The sequence below is a fragment of the Sphingomonas sp. BK036 genome (assembly GCF_004216825.1).
Taxonomy (GTDB): domain Bacteria; phylum Pseudomonadota; class Alphaproteobacteria; order Sphingomonadales; family Sphingomonadaceae; genus Sphingomonas.
This window is the reverse complement of sequence record NZ_SGXR01000006.1, coordinates 148,194-163,126: the sequence shown is the minus strand read 5'-3', so window position 1 is coordinate 163,126 and position 14,933 is coordinate 148,194. Positions and strand designations below refer to the sequence as shown.

Genomic DNA, 14,933 nt, shown 5'->3' with positions numbered 1-14,933 from the left:
GATGATTCCTGCAGTGTTGGCGCTCGCGATGATCGCGGGGGGGGCCGTTCCAGCGTCGCCGGTGGAAGGCGTCTGGCATAATCCGAAGAACAGCGTGGCGGTGAAGACCGGTGCGTGCGGCGACAAGCTGTGCGGCTGGGTCGTGCGCGCCGATGACGAGGCGCAGGCTGACGCGCGCGACGGCGGCACCCCGAAGCTGATCGGTACCGCGCTGCTCCGCGAATACCGTCCCGATGGGCGCAACACATGGTCGGGCCAGATCTTCGTCCCCGACATGGGCCGCACCTTCGGCTCGACGCTGACCTTGCTCGACGCGAACACGATCGCGGTGAAGGGGTGCCTGATCGGCGGCTTCCTGTGCAAGACACAGACGTGGCGCCGCGGTTGACTCACGTGGCGCGGATCCGCGACTGGGTCGCGCACCGGCGCGGTACGCTGATCGCGCTGGCGGTGCTGGTCGTCGCGGTGCTCGGCTTCGCGGCGATCCACAAGCTGACCGCGGAGATCCGCCTGTCGGAGGTTCGCGCCGCCTTCGCGGCGCTCGGCTGGCCCGAATTGTCCGCGTCGATCGCGCTGACGATCGTCAGTTATATCGCGCTCACCTTTTACGACACGATCGCGCTCAAGGTGATCGGCCATCCGCTGCCGTGGCGCACCGCGGCGGTCGCGTCGTTCACCAGCTACACGATCAGCCACAATCTCGGCCTCGCGATGCTGACCGGCGGCTCCGCGCGCTACCGGGTCTATAGCCGCGCCGGCCTCGACGAGGCGGCCGTCGCGCGAGTCGTCCTGATTGCGGGGGTGACGTTCTGGGCGGGCGTGATCACGGTCGCCTGCCTGTCGATGGCGCTGCATCCGGGGATGCTGCCGATCGTCAAATGGACGATGCCGCCGCTGCTCGAGCGGACGATCGGCATCGCGATCCCGCTGGCGATGCTGGCGATCGTCCTGCGCTATCGCCGCGGCGGGGCGCTCGCGCTGTTCGGCTGGCGACTGCCGCTGCCCGATGCGCGGCAGGCGCTGGCGCTCGTGCTGGTGTCGACGGTCGACCTCGCGGCGGCGAGTGCCGCGCTGTTCGTGCTGCTGCCGAACGCCTCGCCCGAGCTCTATCCGGTGCTGTTCCTGGGCTATGCGGTGGCGATCGTCGTCGCGCTGATCAGCCATGTGCCCGGCGGGCTCGGCGTGTTCGAGGCGGTGATCATCGCGACGATGCCGCAGGACAATGCGACGATCCTCGCGGCGCTGCTCGCCTATCGCATCATCTATTATGTTGCGCCGCTGGTGCTGGCCGCGGTGTTGATCGCGGTCCACGAGGGGCGGCAATGGAGAAACCGGGCGCGCGACCGGGAGCCCGGCCGCGGTCCCGATCCGCTGGCGATCGCGCTCCCGCTGGCGCCGCTGCTGCTTGGCGTGCTGGTGTTCCTGGGCGGTGCGATGCTGCTGGTATCGGGCGCGCTGCCCGCCGCGCCCGGACGGATGGATACGCTGGCGACGATCCTGCCGCTGCCGATCAGCGAGATGGCGCACGTGGCGGCGAGCCTCGTCGGCGTCATGCTGCTGTTCGTGGCGCTCGGTCTGTACCGCCGGCTCGACGGCGCGTTCTGGGCGGCACGGATGCTGCTCATCGCGGGCGCGCTGCTGTCGATCGCCAAGGGCCTCGATTACGAGGAGGCGACGATCCTGCTGCTCACCGCCGCGGCGCTGCAATGGACTCGCGCGGCGTTCTACCGGCGCACGCGGCTGACCGCCGAACCCTTGTCGCCCGAATGGCTGGTCGGCGTCGGCGCGGCGATCGGCTTGTCGGTGCTGATCGGGTTCTTCGCCTATCGCCGGGTCGGCTATTCGAGCGACCTGTGGTGGCAGTTCGAGACCAACGGCAACGCCTCGCGCTTCCTGCGCACCAGCCTGGCGGTCGGGTTGCTGCTGATCGGCGCGGCGATCTGGCGGCTGTTCGCGGCCGCGCCCATCCCCGTCCTCCACGATACACTGCCCGACGACGTCGCGACCGCCGCGCTGGCACATGCCGACCGGACCGATGCGATGCTCGCCTTTACCGGCGACAAGCGCTTCCTGGTGTCGGACAGCGGCGACGCGTTCCTGATGTACCAGGTCAAGGGCGCGAGCTGGATCGTGCTGGGCGACCCGGTCGGGCCGAGCGAGGCCTGGTCCGAGCTGCTCTGGGCAATCCGTGCGCGCGCGGATGCCGCACAGGGCCGGCTTCTGCTCTACCAGATCGGCCTCAGGATCGTGCCGATCGCGATCGAGATGGGGCTGAAGCTCGTCAAATATGGCGAGGAGGCGACCGTCGAGCTCGACGGCTTCACGATCGACACGCCCGACATGCGCAGCGTCCGCAAGGCGAGCCGGGTCGCCGAACGCGCGGGCGCGGCGTTCGCGGTCGTGCCCGCCGCCGACATGCCCGCGATCATCCCCGAATTGCAGGCGATCTCCGACTGGTGGCTGGCCGACAAGCATCACGCCGAAAAGAGCTTCAGCGTCGGCCGGTTCGAGCCGGGCTATCTCGCGCAGTTCGACTGCGCGGTGGTGCGGATCGAGGGGCGCATCGTCGCGTTCGCCAATGTCTGGGGGACGCCGAACAAGCAGGAGCTGTCGGTCGATCTGATGCGCCATGCCGAGGACATGCCGCAGGGGGGCATGGACTTCCTGTTCACGCGGCTGATGCTGTGGGGGCATGAGCACGGCTATCGCCACTTCTCGCTCGGCATGGCGCCGCTGTCCGGGATCGAGGCACGGCGGCTGTCGCCGACCTGGTCGAAGGTGGCGGCGTTCCTGTTCCGTCACGGCGAGCGATTCTACGGCTTTGCTGGGCTGCGCGCGTACAAGGAGAAGTTCCGGCCCAACTGGACGCCGCGCTACATCGCGTCGCCGGGCGGCACCTCGCTGTTGCGCGGGCTGATCGATTTGCAGGCTTTGGTGAGCCGGTAAGGCTTGCTAGGGCAGCATGATGAGTTTTCTCCTGGCAATCGAAGGCGCCGATGGCGCGGGCAAGGCCACCGCCTCGGCACTGGTGGTCGAGCAGCTGCGCGCCGCCGGCCGCACCGCCGAGGTCGTGTCGTTCCCGCGCTATACCGAGACGGTCGGCGGCTGGGCGCTTGGCGCGATGCTGGCGGGCACGTTGCCGCGCGGCACGTCGCCCAGGGCGGCGGCGGTGCTGTACGCGCTCGACCGGATGGAATCGCGCGATCACCTGCTGGCGACGATGGCGGCGAACGATGTCGTGGTGTTCGATCGCTACATCGCGTCGAACATGGCGTATCAGGCGGCGCAGGTCGCCGCGGACGAGGCCGACGCGATGATGGCGTGGATCGCCGACCTGGAGACGGGGTCGTTCGCGCTGCCCAAACCCGACCTGTCCGTCTATCTCGACACCCCCGCCGCGATCGCCCGCGGGCTGATCCTGAAGAAGCGCAAGCGGTCCTACACCGACGATGCGTTCGATGCGTATGAGGCGGATACCGGGCTGCAGGACCGCGTCCGGACCAATTACGCGGCGATGGCGAAGGCGGGGTTGCTCGGGCGGTGGGCGACCGTCTCGACGGTGACCGACGGTGCGTCGCGCCTGCCCGCCGAGATCGCCGCGGAGATCGTCGCGCTTCTCGCCTGAGAATGCCTGTGATCGGGCTTAGCGTCCGCATCTTCCAATGCGTATGGGGGCGACCATGACGGACCCCGCTCTCCATGCCACGATCATGCTCGCCAAGGACCAGACCGGTCGAGTCGGTGCCGAGCGGATCGCGCTGCTCCGCGCGATCCGGGCGAGCGGCTCGATCAGCGCGGCGGCCAGGGTCGTCGGGCTCAGCTACAAGGCGGCATGGGATGCGGTGCAGGTGATGAACAACCTGTTCGACCGCCCGCTCGTGCTGCCCGCGGCGGGCGGCAAGGACGGTGGGGCGAGCCCGATCACCGACGCCGGGATCGCGGTGCTCGACGGCTATGCGGTGGCCGAAGCCGAGCTCGCCAGCGCGATGGCGCGGATCGAGGCGAGCGTGTCGAACGGGCTGTCGCTGAGGCCATTGCTATGGGGAATCGGGATGAAGACGAGCGCACGCAACGTCCTGCGCGGCACGGTGTCGCGGGTGACACCGGGGACGATCGATGCCGAGGTGACTCTGGCCGTCGCCGAGGGGATCGAGATCGTCGCGACGATCACGCGCGGCAGTGTGGAGGATCTCGGCCTCGTCCCCGGCGCGACCGCGCTCGCGCTGATCAAGTCGAGCTTCGTCATCCTCGCGCGGGGCGACGATGGGCTCCGCACCTCGGCGCGCAACACGCTGGCGGGCACGGTGATCGCCCGCGACGATGGTGCGATCGCCAGCGAGGTGACGCTGGAACTGACGCCCGGCAAGACGCTGACCGCGACCGTCACCAAGGAGAGTGCCGACGCGCTCGACCTGCAGATCGGCACGCGCGCGCTCGCGTTGATCAAGGCGAGCCACGTGATCCTGGCGGTCGAGTAACGCCTGTTCGCGACGGGGGTCGTGCCCCTCCCCGTCATCCTGGCGCCCTCCCCGTCATCCTGATGCCCTCCCCGTCATCCTGACGAAAGTCAGGATCCAGAGTAACCCGCCACTGCCCTGCTTTGCTCTGGATCCTGACTTTCGTCAGGATGACGGACGGTTGCGAGCGTGACGCGCCCCTGCCCTGCTTGGCTCTGGGTCCTGACTTTCGTCAGGATGACGGGGGGGCGGGGGGGCGGCTGTCCCTGTCTCATGACGGCGCGCGGGCGGCGCATTAGGGTCCAGCTGGAACCGATCCTAACTTTTCTGTCATGATCCGATCCCGCATTGCAGCATAAGTAAACGCCATTACTTAGCACGCTAATGACTTCCCCCCGCCGTTCGCTCGAATCCTCCTATGCGCGCACGCTCCTGCCGCTTGCCAAGATGTGGCGGCGGGCGGCGGATCGTGCGCTCAGCGACATGAACGTATCCGCGTCGATCGGTTGGGCGCTGGTGCAGGTCAGCCGGCTCGGCGACGACATCCGCCAGACCGACCTGGCGAGCGAGCTCGAGGTGACGCAGGCCTCGCTGGTGCGATCGATCGACCAGATGACCGCAGCCGGTCTCGTCGAGCGCCGCCGCGACCCGGCCGATGCCCGTGTCAGCCGAATCCGCCTCACCGCGCATGGCCGCACGCTGGTGACGACGATCGAGGCGAAGTTCGGCACCTTGCGGCACGAAATGCTCGACGGTGTGTCGGACGAGGATCTGGCCGTCGCGCTGCGCGTCGCCGAGCAGCTCGCGGCGCGGTTCGCGGCGGATCGCGAACGATGATCCTCGCCCGGTTCGGCGCGAAGGAAGCGCTCTTCTCCGTCAAATGCCTGATCGCGGCGATGCTGGCTTATTATATCGCGCTCAGGATCGGCCTCACCCGGCCCTATTGGGCGGTGACGACGTCGTACATCGTCGCGCAGCCGCTGGCGGGTGCGGTGCTGTCGAAGGCGGTGTTCCGCGTCGCGGGCACGGTGCTCGGCGCAGTCGCGGCGGTGGTGCTGGTGCCCAACCTGGTCAACGCGCCCGAACTCCTGTCGCTCGGCCTCGCGCTGTGGCTCGGCGTGTGCCTCTATATCTCGCTGCTCGACCGGACCCCGCGCGCCTATGTCTTCCTGCTGGCCGGCTATACCGCGAGCATCATCGGGTTTCCGTCGGTCGCGGCGCCGGGCGCGGTGTTCACGACGGCCGCGTTGCGCGTGCAGGAGATCACGATCGGCATCCTGTGCGGCAGCCTGATCCACGGCTTCGTCTTTCCGCAGACCGTGACCGCCGTGCTGCTCGGGCGGATCGACGCGATCCTCGCGGACGCCGAACGCTGGTCGCGCGATTCGCTCGCCGGGGCGTCCGATACCAAGCTCGATCGCGACCGCCGCCGGCTGGCGCTCGACATCAACGAACTGCACCAGCTCTCCATCCATCTGCCGTTCGACACCGCGCGGTTGCTGCCGCGCGTGCGGACTCTGCGTGCGCTCCAGGCCGAGCTGTCGATGCTGTTGCCGCTGGCCAGCGCGGTCGACGACCGGATCGTCGAGCTGACTCGCGGCGCCGACGCGCCCCGCTCCGAGGCGCTCGCGCTGATCGAGGACGTCCGCGAATGGCTGCGCGAGCCGCCGCAGACCGAGCGGCGCGGCGAGAGTGCGGAGGCGCTGATCGCCCGCGCGCGCGCGCTGGAGCCGCCTGTCGGCGACGGCCTGATCTGGCGCGACGCGTTGCGGCTCAGCCTGCTCGCGCGGCTCGCCGAACTGATCGACGCGCATCGCAACGCGCGCGACCTGCGCGACCAGATGCGCTCACCGTCGCGCTCCCCCGTCACCCCCGCCGTCGCGCGCCTGCTCGCGCGCACCGCCAAGCGCCCGCTCCACCGCGATCGCGGCATCGCGCTCAGGGCGGCGGCGGGCACGATCATGACGATCCTGCTGGGCTGCGCATTCTGGATCGGCACCGGCTGGGCGGACGGGGCCGGCGCGGTGCTGATCGCGGGCGTGTGCTGCGCGCTGTTCGGCAACAGCGACAACCCCGCGCCCGCGATCATGGCGTTCTTCTACGGGACGATCATCGGCCTCGTCGTCTCGGCGGTCTATGCGTTCGCGATCCTGCCGCGCGTGACCGATTTCGTGACGCTGGCGGCGGTGCTGGCGCCACCGATGCTGATCGGCGGCATGTTCCTCGCGCGGCCGACGACTCTGCTGATGACGCTGGGCGCGTTGCTCGGCGGGCTCAATACGGTCGGCCTGAACGACCGGTTCGGCGGCGGCTTCGACAGCTTCGCCAATGGTGCCATCTCGCAGCTGATCGGGACGCTGTTCGCGGTCGTCACCGTCGGCCTGTTCCAGACGATCGGCGCGGATACCAGCGCGCGGCGGCTGATCCGCGCGGGCTGGCGCGAACTGGCGACGCGCAGCGACTCGCCCGGCCGACCCGATGCCGCGGGCTGGGTCGCGCGGATGCTCGACCGGATCGGCCTGCTCGCCCCGCGCCTTGCGCTGCAGGGCGAGGATCCGGGCAAGCCGCTGCTCGATGCGCTGACCGACCTGCGCGTCGGCGTCTCGGTCGGCGAGCTGCGCCAGCTCCGGCTCGACGGTACGCCGGACGAGGCCGCGATGATCACGCCGGTCCTGCGCGGCATCGGCGCGCATTACCGGGCGTTGCGGCCCAACGAGCCCGCGCCGCCCGAACCCGATCTGCTCGCCGGGATCGACACCGCGATGGCGGGTTTCGCGACCTCGGCGCCCGATCGCCACCGGACCGGCATCCTCGCGCTCACCTCGCTGCGGCGCAACCTCTTCCCCTCGGCCCACGCCTATGGACGCCCTGCATGACCGGTGAAATCTCGATCGGCGGCGTCTACCTGCCGAGCATCCTCCTGCTCGCGATCGCCGCGGTGCTGCTGACCGCGATCGCCACCCGGCTGCTCGCCTTTGCCGGGTTCTACCGGGCGGTAACGTATCGGCCGCTCGTCGATCTCGCGCTCTTCTTCCTCATCCTCGGGCTGCTTGCCCTGCTGACCGGACCTCCCGCATGACCGCCCGCCTGAAATCGCTGCTCGCCCCGCTTGGCCGTTCCGCCGTCACGATTGTCATCGTCGCGCTCGCGGTGCTGGTCGCCCTCTGGCTGTGGAAGCGGTACGAGACCGATCCCTGGACGCGCGACGGGCATATCCGCGCCGATATCGTCCGCGTGACCCCCGATGTCGCCGGCCTCGTCACGCGCGTCGCGGTGCACGACAACCAGGCGGTGAAGCCCGGTGACGTGCTGTTCGTCGTCGATCGCCCGCGGTTCGAACTGACGCTGGCGCAGTCGGACGCGTCGATCGCGAGCGCGCGCGCGACGCTGCTCCAGGCGCGGCGCGAGGCACAGCGCGACCTGGCGCTCGGCGATCTGGTCGCCAAGGAAACGCACGAGCAGAACGTCGCGCGAGTCGCCACCGCGTCCGCCGCGCTCGCCCAGGCGCAGAGCGCGCGCTCGACCGCCGCACTGAACCTCGCGCGGACAACAGTGCGCGCGACGGTGCACGGGATCGTCACCAACCTCGATCTCCACCCAGGCGATTATATCGCGGCGGGCGCGCAGGCGATGGCGCTGGTCGATACCGACTCGCTGCGTGTCGAGGGCTATTTCGAGGAAACCAAGCTCGGCAGCATTCATCTCGGCGACCCGGTCCTGGTGCACCTGATGGGCGAACCGCAGGCGCTGCAGGGTCGGGTCGACAGCATCGCCGCGGGGATCAACGACAGCGAGCGGACGAACACGACGAACCTGCTGCCCAACGTCAACCCGACGTTCAACTGGGTCCGCCTCGCGCAACGCATCCCGGTGCGCGTAAAGCTGACGCGTGTTCCCAAGGGGACACAGCTGATCGTCGGCCGGACGGCGACGGTCACGGTGCAGCCCAAGGTTCAGCCGGGGGCGCCGACATGATCGGCTCGCGTTTTTCACCCATCACCGCTTCTCTCTCCCGTCATCCTGACGTCCCCCTCCGTCATCCTGACGAAAGTCAGGATCCAGGGTTACGGGCGACGCCGTTTGCGGCTCTGGATCCTGACTTTCGTCAGGATGACGGAGGGGGTGGGGTTGCCCCCGCCCTCAAGCGTCGCGGTATCGCCGGGAGCATTCTCGCGCTCGGCCTCGCCGCCTGCACCACCGCGGGCCCGAACTATGCGCGCCCCGACATCGCCGTCGTCAACCGCCCCGCCGCGCAGGGCAAATTCGACAGCGGCACCGAAAAGGTCTTCGTCGATACGCCGCTCCCCGATCATTGGTGGCAACTCTACGGCGACCCCCGCCTCGACGGATTCGTGACCGAAGCGCTGGTCGCCAACACCGACCTGCGCGCCGCCGATGCGAACCTGCGCCGCGCCGATGCGGTGGTCGCCGAAGTCGCCGCGGGGCGTACGCTGTCGACCGTGCTCGGCGGCGGCACGTCGCTCGACCGGCCCTATACGAGCGGCGGCAACCTGCCCGGTACGCTCGATTACAATCTCGGCATCACGCTCGCCTACCCGCTCGACCTGTCCGGTCGCATCCGCCGCGGGATCGAGGCGGCGCAAGGCGATGCCGAGGCGGTCGCCGCCGCGCGCGACACAGTCCGCGTGACGGTCGCTGCCGAGACCGCGCGCAGCTATGCCGCCGCCTGCACCGCCAACATGGTGCTCGCCGCGAACAACCGCGTGCTCGCGCTGCAACGCCAGACGCTGGGGGTGACGCAACGCCTGCAACGCGGCGGCCGCGGCACCGCCTTCGACGTGACTCGTGCACGCACCGCGGTCGACCAGAGCGAGGCGCTGATCCCCGCGCAGATCGCCACGCGCACCGCCGCGCTGTACCGGCTCGCCACGCTGATGGGTCGCACGCCTGCCGACTATCCGAAGGACGTCGCGACCTGCGCCAGGCCGCCGGCGCTCACCCGTCCGCTGCCGATCGGTGACGGCAGCGCGCTGATCCGCCGCCGCCCCGACATCCGCGGCGCCGAGCGCACGCTGGCCGCCGCCACCGCGCGGATCGGCGTCGCGACCGCCAACCTTTATCCACAGGTGAGCCTGGGCGGCTCGGCCGGATTCACCGGCCCCGTGTCGTCGCTCGGCTCGGGCAACGCGTTCCATGTCGGGCTGGGGCCGCTGATCAGCTGGAGCTTCCCCAATCGGCCGATCGTCCGCGCGCAGATCGCGCAGGCGGGCGCCAGTGCCGACCAGGCGCTCGCGCAGTTCGATTCGACCACGCTCGAGGCGCTGCGCCAGACCGAGACCGCGCTGTCCGCCTATGCGCGCGAAGGCGACCGCAACGCGGCGCTGCGCCGCGCGCAGTCCAGCGCCGCGCGCGCCGCGGATCAGGCGGGGACGCTCTATCGCTTCGGCCGCACCGACTTCCTCTCGCTGCTGACCGCGCAGGCCGCGTTGACCACCGCGCAGGCCAATCTCGCCGCGTCGGATGCGCTGCTCGTCGATCGCCAGGTCGACGTGTTCAAGGCGCTCGGCGGGGGGTGGCAGGCATGAGGCTGCGTCGGCGCGGGCTCGCTTCGATCAACAGCGAGATCCGCGACGGCATCATGCCCGCCGCCGACACGATCGCGCGTGTCGCCAAGGATCCGGACGCGCGGCCGCATACGCCCAGCAACTACCGGATCACCGCGCTGATCATCGCCTGCGCGCTGTTCATGGAGCAGATGGATTCGACCGTGCTGGCGACCGCGCTGCCGACCATGGCGCGCGATTTCGGCGTCCCCGCGACCAGCATGAGTTCTGCGCTGACGTCGTATCTGCTGGCGCTCGCGATCTTCATCCCCGCCAGCGGACGGCTCGCGGACCGGTTCGGCTCGCGCACGATCTTCCGCGCGGCGATCCTGATCTTCGTCGGCGGATCGATGCTGTGCGGCCAGGCGACCAGCCTGCCGTTCATGATGGCCGCGCGCTTCCTCCAAGGCCTGGGCGGGGCGATGATGATCCCGATCGGCCGCCTCGTCCTGCTGCGCAGCGTCGCCAAGGAGGACATGGTCCAGGCGATGTCGTGGCTGATCATGCCCGCGCTGATCGGCCCGATCCTGGGGCCCCCGGTCGGCGGTGCGATCGTCACCTATCTCGACTGGCGCTGGATCTTCTATCTGAACGTCCCGATCGGACTGCTCGGCGTGGTGCTGGTGACACGCTTCATCGGCGAGGTCCGCGAGGATCGGCCGGCGAAGTTCGACGTGCCGGGGTTCCTGCTGTCAGGCGTATCGCTCGGCTGTCTGTTGTTCGGGTTCGAGATGACCAGCCGGACCGGCGAGCTGCCGCGTGCGATCGCGCTGATCGCGGTCGGGCTCGTCGCGGGGCTTGCCTATATCCGCCATGCCAAGCGGCGCAGCGACCCGATCCTCGATCTGTCGCTGATGCGGATCCCGACGTTCCGCCTGTCGGTGATCGGCGGATCACTGACTCGCATCACGCAGGGCGCGCAGCCGTTCCTGCTGCCGATGATGCTCCAATTGGGCTTCGGCATGACCGCGGCGGCGAGCGGCGCGATCACGATCGCCGGCGCGATCGGCTCGCTCGCGATGAAGAGCCTGGCGCCGCGCGTGCTGCGCCGCTTCGGGTTCCGCAACAGCCTGATCGTCGGCGGGCTGTGCGCCAGCTCGGGCTATGCCGTCGCCGGGCTGTTCCGTCCCGACTGGCCGGTCCCGGCGATCTTCGGCGTGCTGATGCTCTCGGGCTTCTTCATGTCGTTCCAGTTCTCGGCGTACAACACGATCGCCTATGACGAGATCCCGTCGTCGCGGATGAGCAGCGCGACCAGCTTCTATGCGACGTTCCAGCAACTCATGCTGTCGCTCGGCATCTGCGTCGGGGCCGCCTCGCTCCATGTCGGGATGCTGGGCACGGGCGCGACACGGCCGGCGCTGGCGGACTTCACGCTGGCGTTCCTGGTGGTGACGGCGGTGTCGGCGTCGGCGACGATCTGGAACCGCCGGTTCGCGGTGGATGCGGGGGCGCAGTTGAGCGGGCACCGCGCCGCCTGACCGTCATCCTGACGCCCCCTCCGTCATCCTGACGAAAGTCAGGACCCAGAGCCACGAACGGCACCGCTTGTGATCCTGGGTCCTGACTTTCGTCAGGATGACGAGAGGTCAGCCGCTACGCGCCGGCAGAGACGGTCGCGACAATACCGACACATGCTCCCCCGGCTCGACGAACATCCCGTGCGACGACGCCCAGCGCCCCGCCTTCTCGCTCGCGGTCAGCATCGTCAGGAACGGGCTGAGCAACAGCCCCAGCGTCACCGGCGCGAGCCAGGCCGCGGTGACCGGCGCGAACGGCGTGACCAGCAACAGCGCCACGCCCACCCCGACATGCCAGCGATAGCGCGGCATCACGTCGCTAAGCGACAGCTCATGCGCATCGCGATTCTGCGGCGCCCAGCCGGACTTGCGCCCCATCAGGATCCCGACCAGATCGATCGTCTGCGTCAGCGCGATCACCGGCGCGGACAGCATCGAGAACGGCACGTCGATCAGCACCGACCGGACGATCCCGCGCCGCCCACCGAACCCCGCGCGCCGCTCGGCATTCGAGAATGCCCAGATCACGCTCAGCAGCTTGGGCCCGAACAGCAGCAACAACGTCACCGCCAGCACCTGGAGCGAGGTCTGCGCCTCGACGATGTTGCGCTCGCCGATCAGCGCCTGCACGACGCTCGTCGCGATCATCAGCAGCCACACCGGCGAGGTGATGAACGCCGACGCGCCCATCAGCAATTGCAGCCGGTTGACCCAGTGGAACCCCGACGCGCCGAGCAAGCTCAGATGCTGGATATTGCCCTGCGCCCAGCGCCGGTCGCGCACCGCCGCGTCGATCAGCGTCGGCGGATATTCCTCGAACGTCTCCTCCGTCATCAGCATGTGGACACGCCAGCCGCGCCGACGCAGCAGCGCCGCCTCGACCATGTCGTGGCTCATGATGACGCCGCCGAACGGCGCGCGCCCCGGAAGATCGGGCAACCCGCAACTGCTCGCGAACGCCTCGATCCGGATCAGCGCGTTATGCCCCCAGAAGGTCGCCTCCGACCCCGACCACCAGACCAGCCCCGCGGTCGAGATCGGGCCGTACAACCGGCTGGCGAACTGCATCCAGCGCTGGAAGAACGTCACCCCGTTGATCACCGCGGGCACGGTCTGGAGCAGCGCCACCGCAGGCCGGCGTTCGAGCACCTGCGCCATGCCGATGATCGTGTTGCCGCCCATCAGGCTGTCCGCGTCGAGCATCAGCATGTAGCGATAGCCGCCGCCGAACCGCCGGATCCACTCCGCGACGTTGCCGGGTTTGCGCCCGACATTCACCGTGCGGCGCCGGTAGTAGAGCGCGCAATCAAGCGTCGGGGCGAGTGCCTGCCACGCGGCGATCTCGGCCGCTTCCGCCGCTTCGCCAGAATCGCTCAGGATGAAGATATCGAACCGATCGGCGACACCGCCCGCGGCGATCGCGCGCGCCATCCAGGCGATGCGTTCGAACACCGCGTCGATGTCCTCGTTGTGGACCGGCATCAGGATCGCGGTGCGGCCCTCGAGCGGTTCGGACTGGCGCGGCGTCGGCACGAATCCCGGATGCCCGCCCGTCATCAACAGCACAAAGCCGATCGCCGCGTTCATGAAGCCGAACGCGATCCACGCGAACAGCGGGAAGAACAGCGCGAGCAGCGCCGCGTCCCACAGGCTGAGCCCGTCGGCGAGCAGCGATTCCTGCACCGCGGACGAGGCCGCGGTCGCGAGCAGCCCGGTCATCAGCACGAGGATGATCCGGCGGGCGAGCATGTCGTCGGACGACACGACCATCCCCGGCCCCGGCTCCGGCGCGGTCCAGGGCGGCGGCGGCCCGTCGAACCGCTGCGGGAGCATCTCGATCGGCGATTCGCCGGGCATCATGGCCGAGGTCGCCTGCATCAGAAGATCGGGGTCAGGACGGTTTCGCTGAGCGCGCGGCCGCCGCGCGTGAGGAACAGCCGGACGTCGGCAGGGCCCTGCGCATCGGGGGCGATGTCCGCCGTGATCCGCCAGCGGTTCGTCTGGCCGACGACCGGATAGGCCGCACTCGCCAGCACCTTGCCGCGGACGACGTCGATCTTGGGCGTGACTCCGCTCTGCCGATCGAGGCCCGCAAGCCCGTCGCCGAGGAAATCGACCACGAGCTTCCTTGCGCCCTTCACCGGCTCAGCACCCGGTCGTCCGGCGATGCCCTGCCAGCAATCGACGACATGCGCCGCACTCGCGACCGCGGTCGGATCGGTCGATCGCCACGACAAAGTATAGTCGAACTGCAACCGCTGGCCGGCCTTGGCAGGCGCCGCCGGCGTCCAGAACGAGACGATATTGTCGACCGTCTCGCTGTTGGTCGGGAAGGCATAGAGCATCACCGCGCCCTTGCCCCAATCGCCCTGCGGCTGGACCCACAGGTTCGGCCGGCGATCGTAGAACGCGCCGTCATCCTGGTAATGATCGAAATTGCGGTCGCGCTGGATCAGCCCGAAGCCCTTCGGCGCCTGGTCGGCGAAGCTGTCGAGCGTCTCGTGCGGCGGGTTGTTGAGCGGCCGCCAGATGCGCTCGCCCGCGCCGGTGAGCAGCGCGAGACCGTCCGAATCATGGATCTCGGGCCGCCAGTCGACCGCGGCGGCGCGGTTGCCCTCACCGTACCAGAACATGCTGGTGGCCGGCGCGATGCCGAGCCGTTCGATGTCGCGACGGACATTGAGGACGCTGGACACGCGCTGCTCGACGCCGGCCCCCGCGACGTGGCGCGACTCGAACCGGTACGCGCCGGTGACGCTCGCGCCGTCCATCAGTGCGTAGATCGTATAGGCATCGGCGCCGGTGCGCTCGATCCAGAATTCGGTGAAGTCCGGGAATTCCTCGCGACCGGGAAGCCCCGTGTTGATCGCAAGCCCGCGCGCGGACAGGCCGTACTGGTCCTGCGCGCCGGCGGTGCGGAAATAGGAGGCGCCCTGGAACGCCATCCAGTCGCTCGTTCCGCCCGGCGCCATCGCGCGGAAGCCGGCGATGCCGAGCGCGGCGGCATGGCCTTCCTCCGCCTCGAACAGGTCGCGCGCAAAGTCGATGCGGCGCGCCTGCCCGCCCTCGACGACGTTGATCGCGACGGGCGTGGGGGCGTAGCGACCGAGCGGGAACAGGCGGATACCGCCGGCCAGCGTCTTGTCGGCGCGGAAGCGGATGCTCCCGACCTTGTCGTAATCGATCGCGGCGGCCGCGGCGACCTTGGCGGGCGCGCTGTACGGCTTTGTGGCCAGCGTCGCGGCGCGTTGCTGGAGCGCCTCCCACGAGAACGGCGTCGCCTTGCCGGGTGCCGTTCGCATCGCCGCGGCGGCCTGCGGGAGGACACCCAACAGACCCAGCGCGGTCATCACTTCGCGTCGACCGATCATGCGGAACGCTCCCTTGTCGTC

12 protein-coding genes are annotated in these 14,933 nt (G+C 69.4%); 10 read left to right on the top strand and 2 right to left on the bottom strand.

Going from position 1 to position 14,933, the window contains the following annotated elements; all coding sequences use genetic code 11:
* The first annotated feature begins 1 nt into the window (after position 1).
* The 10 genes from EV283_RS13955 (at position 2) to EV283_RS13910 (ending at position 11,502) form a co-directional block, all read left to right on the top strand.
* A complete protein-coding gene (locus tag EV283_RS13955) occupies positions 2-388 on the top strand; it encodes a DUF2147 domain-containing protein (RefSeq protein ID WP_130326378.1) in 387 nt (128 codons plus the stop codon).
* Positions 358-2,946 (top strand): bifunctional lysylphosphatidylglycerol flippase/synthetase MprF, encoded by a 2,589-nt coding sequence (mprF, locus tag EV283_RS13950; RefSeq protein ID WP_242615980.1) that lies wholly within the window; start codon positions 358-360, stop codon positions 2,944-2,946. The genes EV283_RS13955 and mprF overlap by 31 nt, the downstream gene beginning before the upstream one ends.
* Before the next feature lie 16 nt (positions 2,947-2,962).
* Positions 2,963-3,625, top strand: a complete 663-nt coding sequence (locus EV283_RS13945; protein WP_242615979.1) for a dTMP kinase — start codon at positions 2,963-2,965, stop codon at positions 3,623-3,625.
* A gap of 55 nt (positions 3,626-3,680) precedes the next feature.
* Entirely contained in the window at positions 3,681-4,478 is a 798-nt protein-coding gene (locus EV283_RS13940) for a TOBE domain-containing protein (protein ID WP_130326376.1), read from the top strand.
* Positions 4,479-4,841: 363 nt separating this feature from the next.
* Positions 4,842-5,294, top strand: coding sequence for a MarR family transcriptional regulator (locus EV283_RS13935; RefSeq protein ID WP_130326375.1), 453 nt, complete (start codon positions 4,842-4,844; stop codon positions 5,292-5,294).
* On the top strand, positions 5,291-7,333 hold the full coding sequence (locus EV283_RS13930; protein ID WP_130326373.1) for an FUSC family protein: 2,043 nt from the start codon (positions 5,291-5,293) through the stop codon (positions 7,331-7,333). Before EV283_RS13935 ends, EV283_RS13930 begins: the two co-directional genes overlap by 4 nt.
* On the top strand, positions 7,330-7,536 hold the full coding sequence (locus tag EV283_RS13925) for a DUF1656 domain-containing protein (RefSeq protein WP_056416237.1): 207 nt from the start codon (positions 7,330-7,332) through the stop codon (positions 7,534-7,536). The genes EV283_RS13930 and EV283_RS13925 overlap by 4 nt, the downstream gene beginning before the upstream one ends.
* On the top strand, positions 7,533-8,432 hold the full coding sequence (locus EV283_RS13920; RefSeq protein ID WP_130326371.1) for an efflux RND transporter periplasmic adaptor subunit: 900 nt from the start codon (positions 7,533-7,535) through the stop codon (positions 8,430-8,432). The genes EV283_RS13925 and EV283_RS13920 overlap by 4 nt, the downstream gene beginning before the upstream one ends.
* Positions 8,429-10,003: a TolC family protein gene (locus EV283_RS13915; protein WP_130326369.1), complete on the top strand. Its 1,575-nt coding sequence runs from the start codon at positions 8,429-8,431 to the stop codon at positions 10,001-10,003. The genes EV283_RS13920 and EV283_RS13915 overlap by 4 nt, the downstream gene beginning before the upstream one ends.
* Positions 10,000-11,502: a DHA2 family efflux MFS transporter permease subunit gene (locus tag EV283_RS13910; protein WP_130326367.1), complete on the top strand. Its 1,503-nt coding sequence runs from the start codon at positions 10,000-10,002 to the stop codon at positions 11,500-11,502. The genes EV283_RS13915 and EV283_RS13910 overlap by 4 nt, the downstream gene beginning before the upstream one ends.
* A 108-nt stretch (positions 11,503-11,610) precedes the next feature.
* Here the strand turns inward: EV283_RS13910 and mdoH are convergent, their stop codons facing one another.
* Both mdoH and EV283_RS13900 read right to left on the bottom strand, forming a co-directional pair.
* Complete coding sequence (mdoH, locus tag EV283_RS13905; protein ID WP_242615978.1) at positions 11,611-13,419, bottom strand: glucans biosynthesis glucosyltransferase MdoH; 1,809 nt, start codon at positions 13,417-13,419, stop codon at positions 11,611-11,613.
* Entirely contained in the window at positions 13,419-14,912 is a 1,494-nt protein-coding gene (locus EV283_RS13900; RefSeq protein WP_130326365.1) for a glucan biosynthesis protein, read from the bottom strand. The genes mdoH and EV283_RS13900 overlap by 1 nt, the downstream gene beginning before the upstream one ends.
* Positions 14,913-14,933 lie beyond the last annotated feature (21 nt).

What these genes read in the sequence shown, in the direction of transcription:
- EV283_RS13945 (WP_242615979.1), top strand. Translation starts at nt 2,963, where the DNA reads ATGATGAGTTTTCTCCTGGCAATCGAAGGCGCCGATGGCGCGGGCAAG.
- EV283_RS13920 (WP_130326371.1), top strand. Translation starts at nt 7,533, where the DNA reads ATGACCGCCCGCCTGAAATCGCTGCTCGCCCCGCTTGGCCGTTCCGCC.
- EV283_RS13955 (WP_130326378.1), top strand. Translation starts at nt 2, where the DNA reads ATGATTCCTGCAGTGTTGGCGCTCGCGATGATCGCGGGGGGGGCCGTT.
- EV283_RS13900 (WP_130326365.1), bottom strand. Translation starts at nt 14,912, where the DNA reads ATGATCGGTCGACGCGAAGTGATGACCGCGCTGGGTCTGTTGGGTGTC.
- EV283_RS13940 (WP_130326376.1), top strand. Translation starts at nt 3,681, where the DNA reads ATGACGGACCCCGCTCTCCATGCCACGATCATGCTCGCCAAGGACCAG.
- mdoH (WP_242615978.1), bottom strand. Translation starts at nt 13,419, where the DNA reads ATGCAGGCGACCTCGGCCATGATGCCCGGCGAATCGCCGATCGAGATG.
- EV283_RS13910 (WP_130326367.1), top strand. Translation starts at nt 10,000, where the DNA reads ATGAGGCTGCGTCGGCGCGGGCTCGCTTCGATCAACAGCGAGATCCGC.
- EV283_RS13925 (WP_056416237.1), top strand. Translation starts at nt 7,330, where the DNA reads ATGACCGGTGAAATCTCGATCGGCGGCGTCTACCTGCCGAGCATCCTC.
- EV283_RS13915 (WP_130326369.1), top strand. Translation starts at nt 8,429, where the DNA reads ATGATCGGCTCGCGTTTTTCACCCATCACCGCTTCTCTCTCCCGTCAT.
- EV283_RS13930 (WP_130326373.1), top strand. Translation starts at nt 5,291, where the DNA reads ATGATCCTCGCCCGGTTCGGCGCGAAGGAAGCGCTCTTCTCCGTCAAA.
- EV283_RS13935 (WP_130326375.1), top strand. Translation starts at nt 4,842, where the DNA reads ATGACTTCCCCCCGCCGTTCGCTCGAATCCTCCTATGCGCGCACGCTC.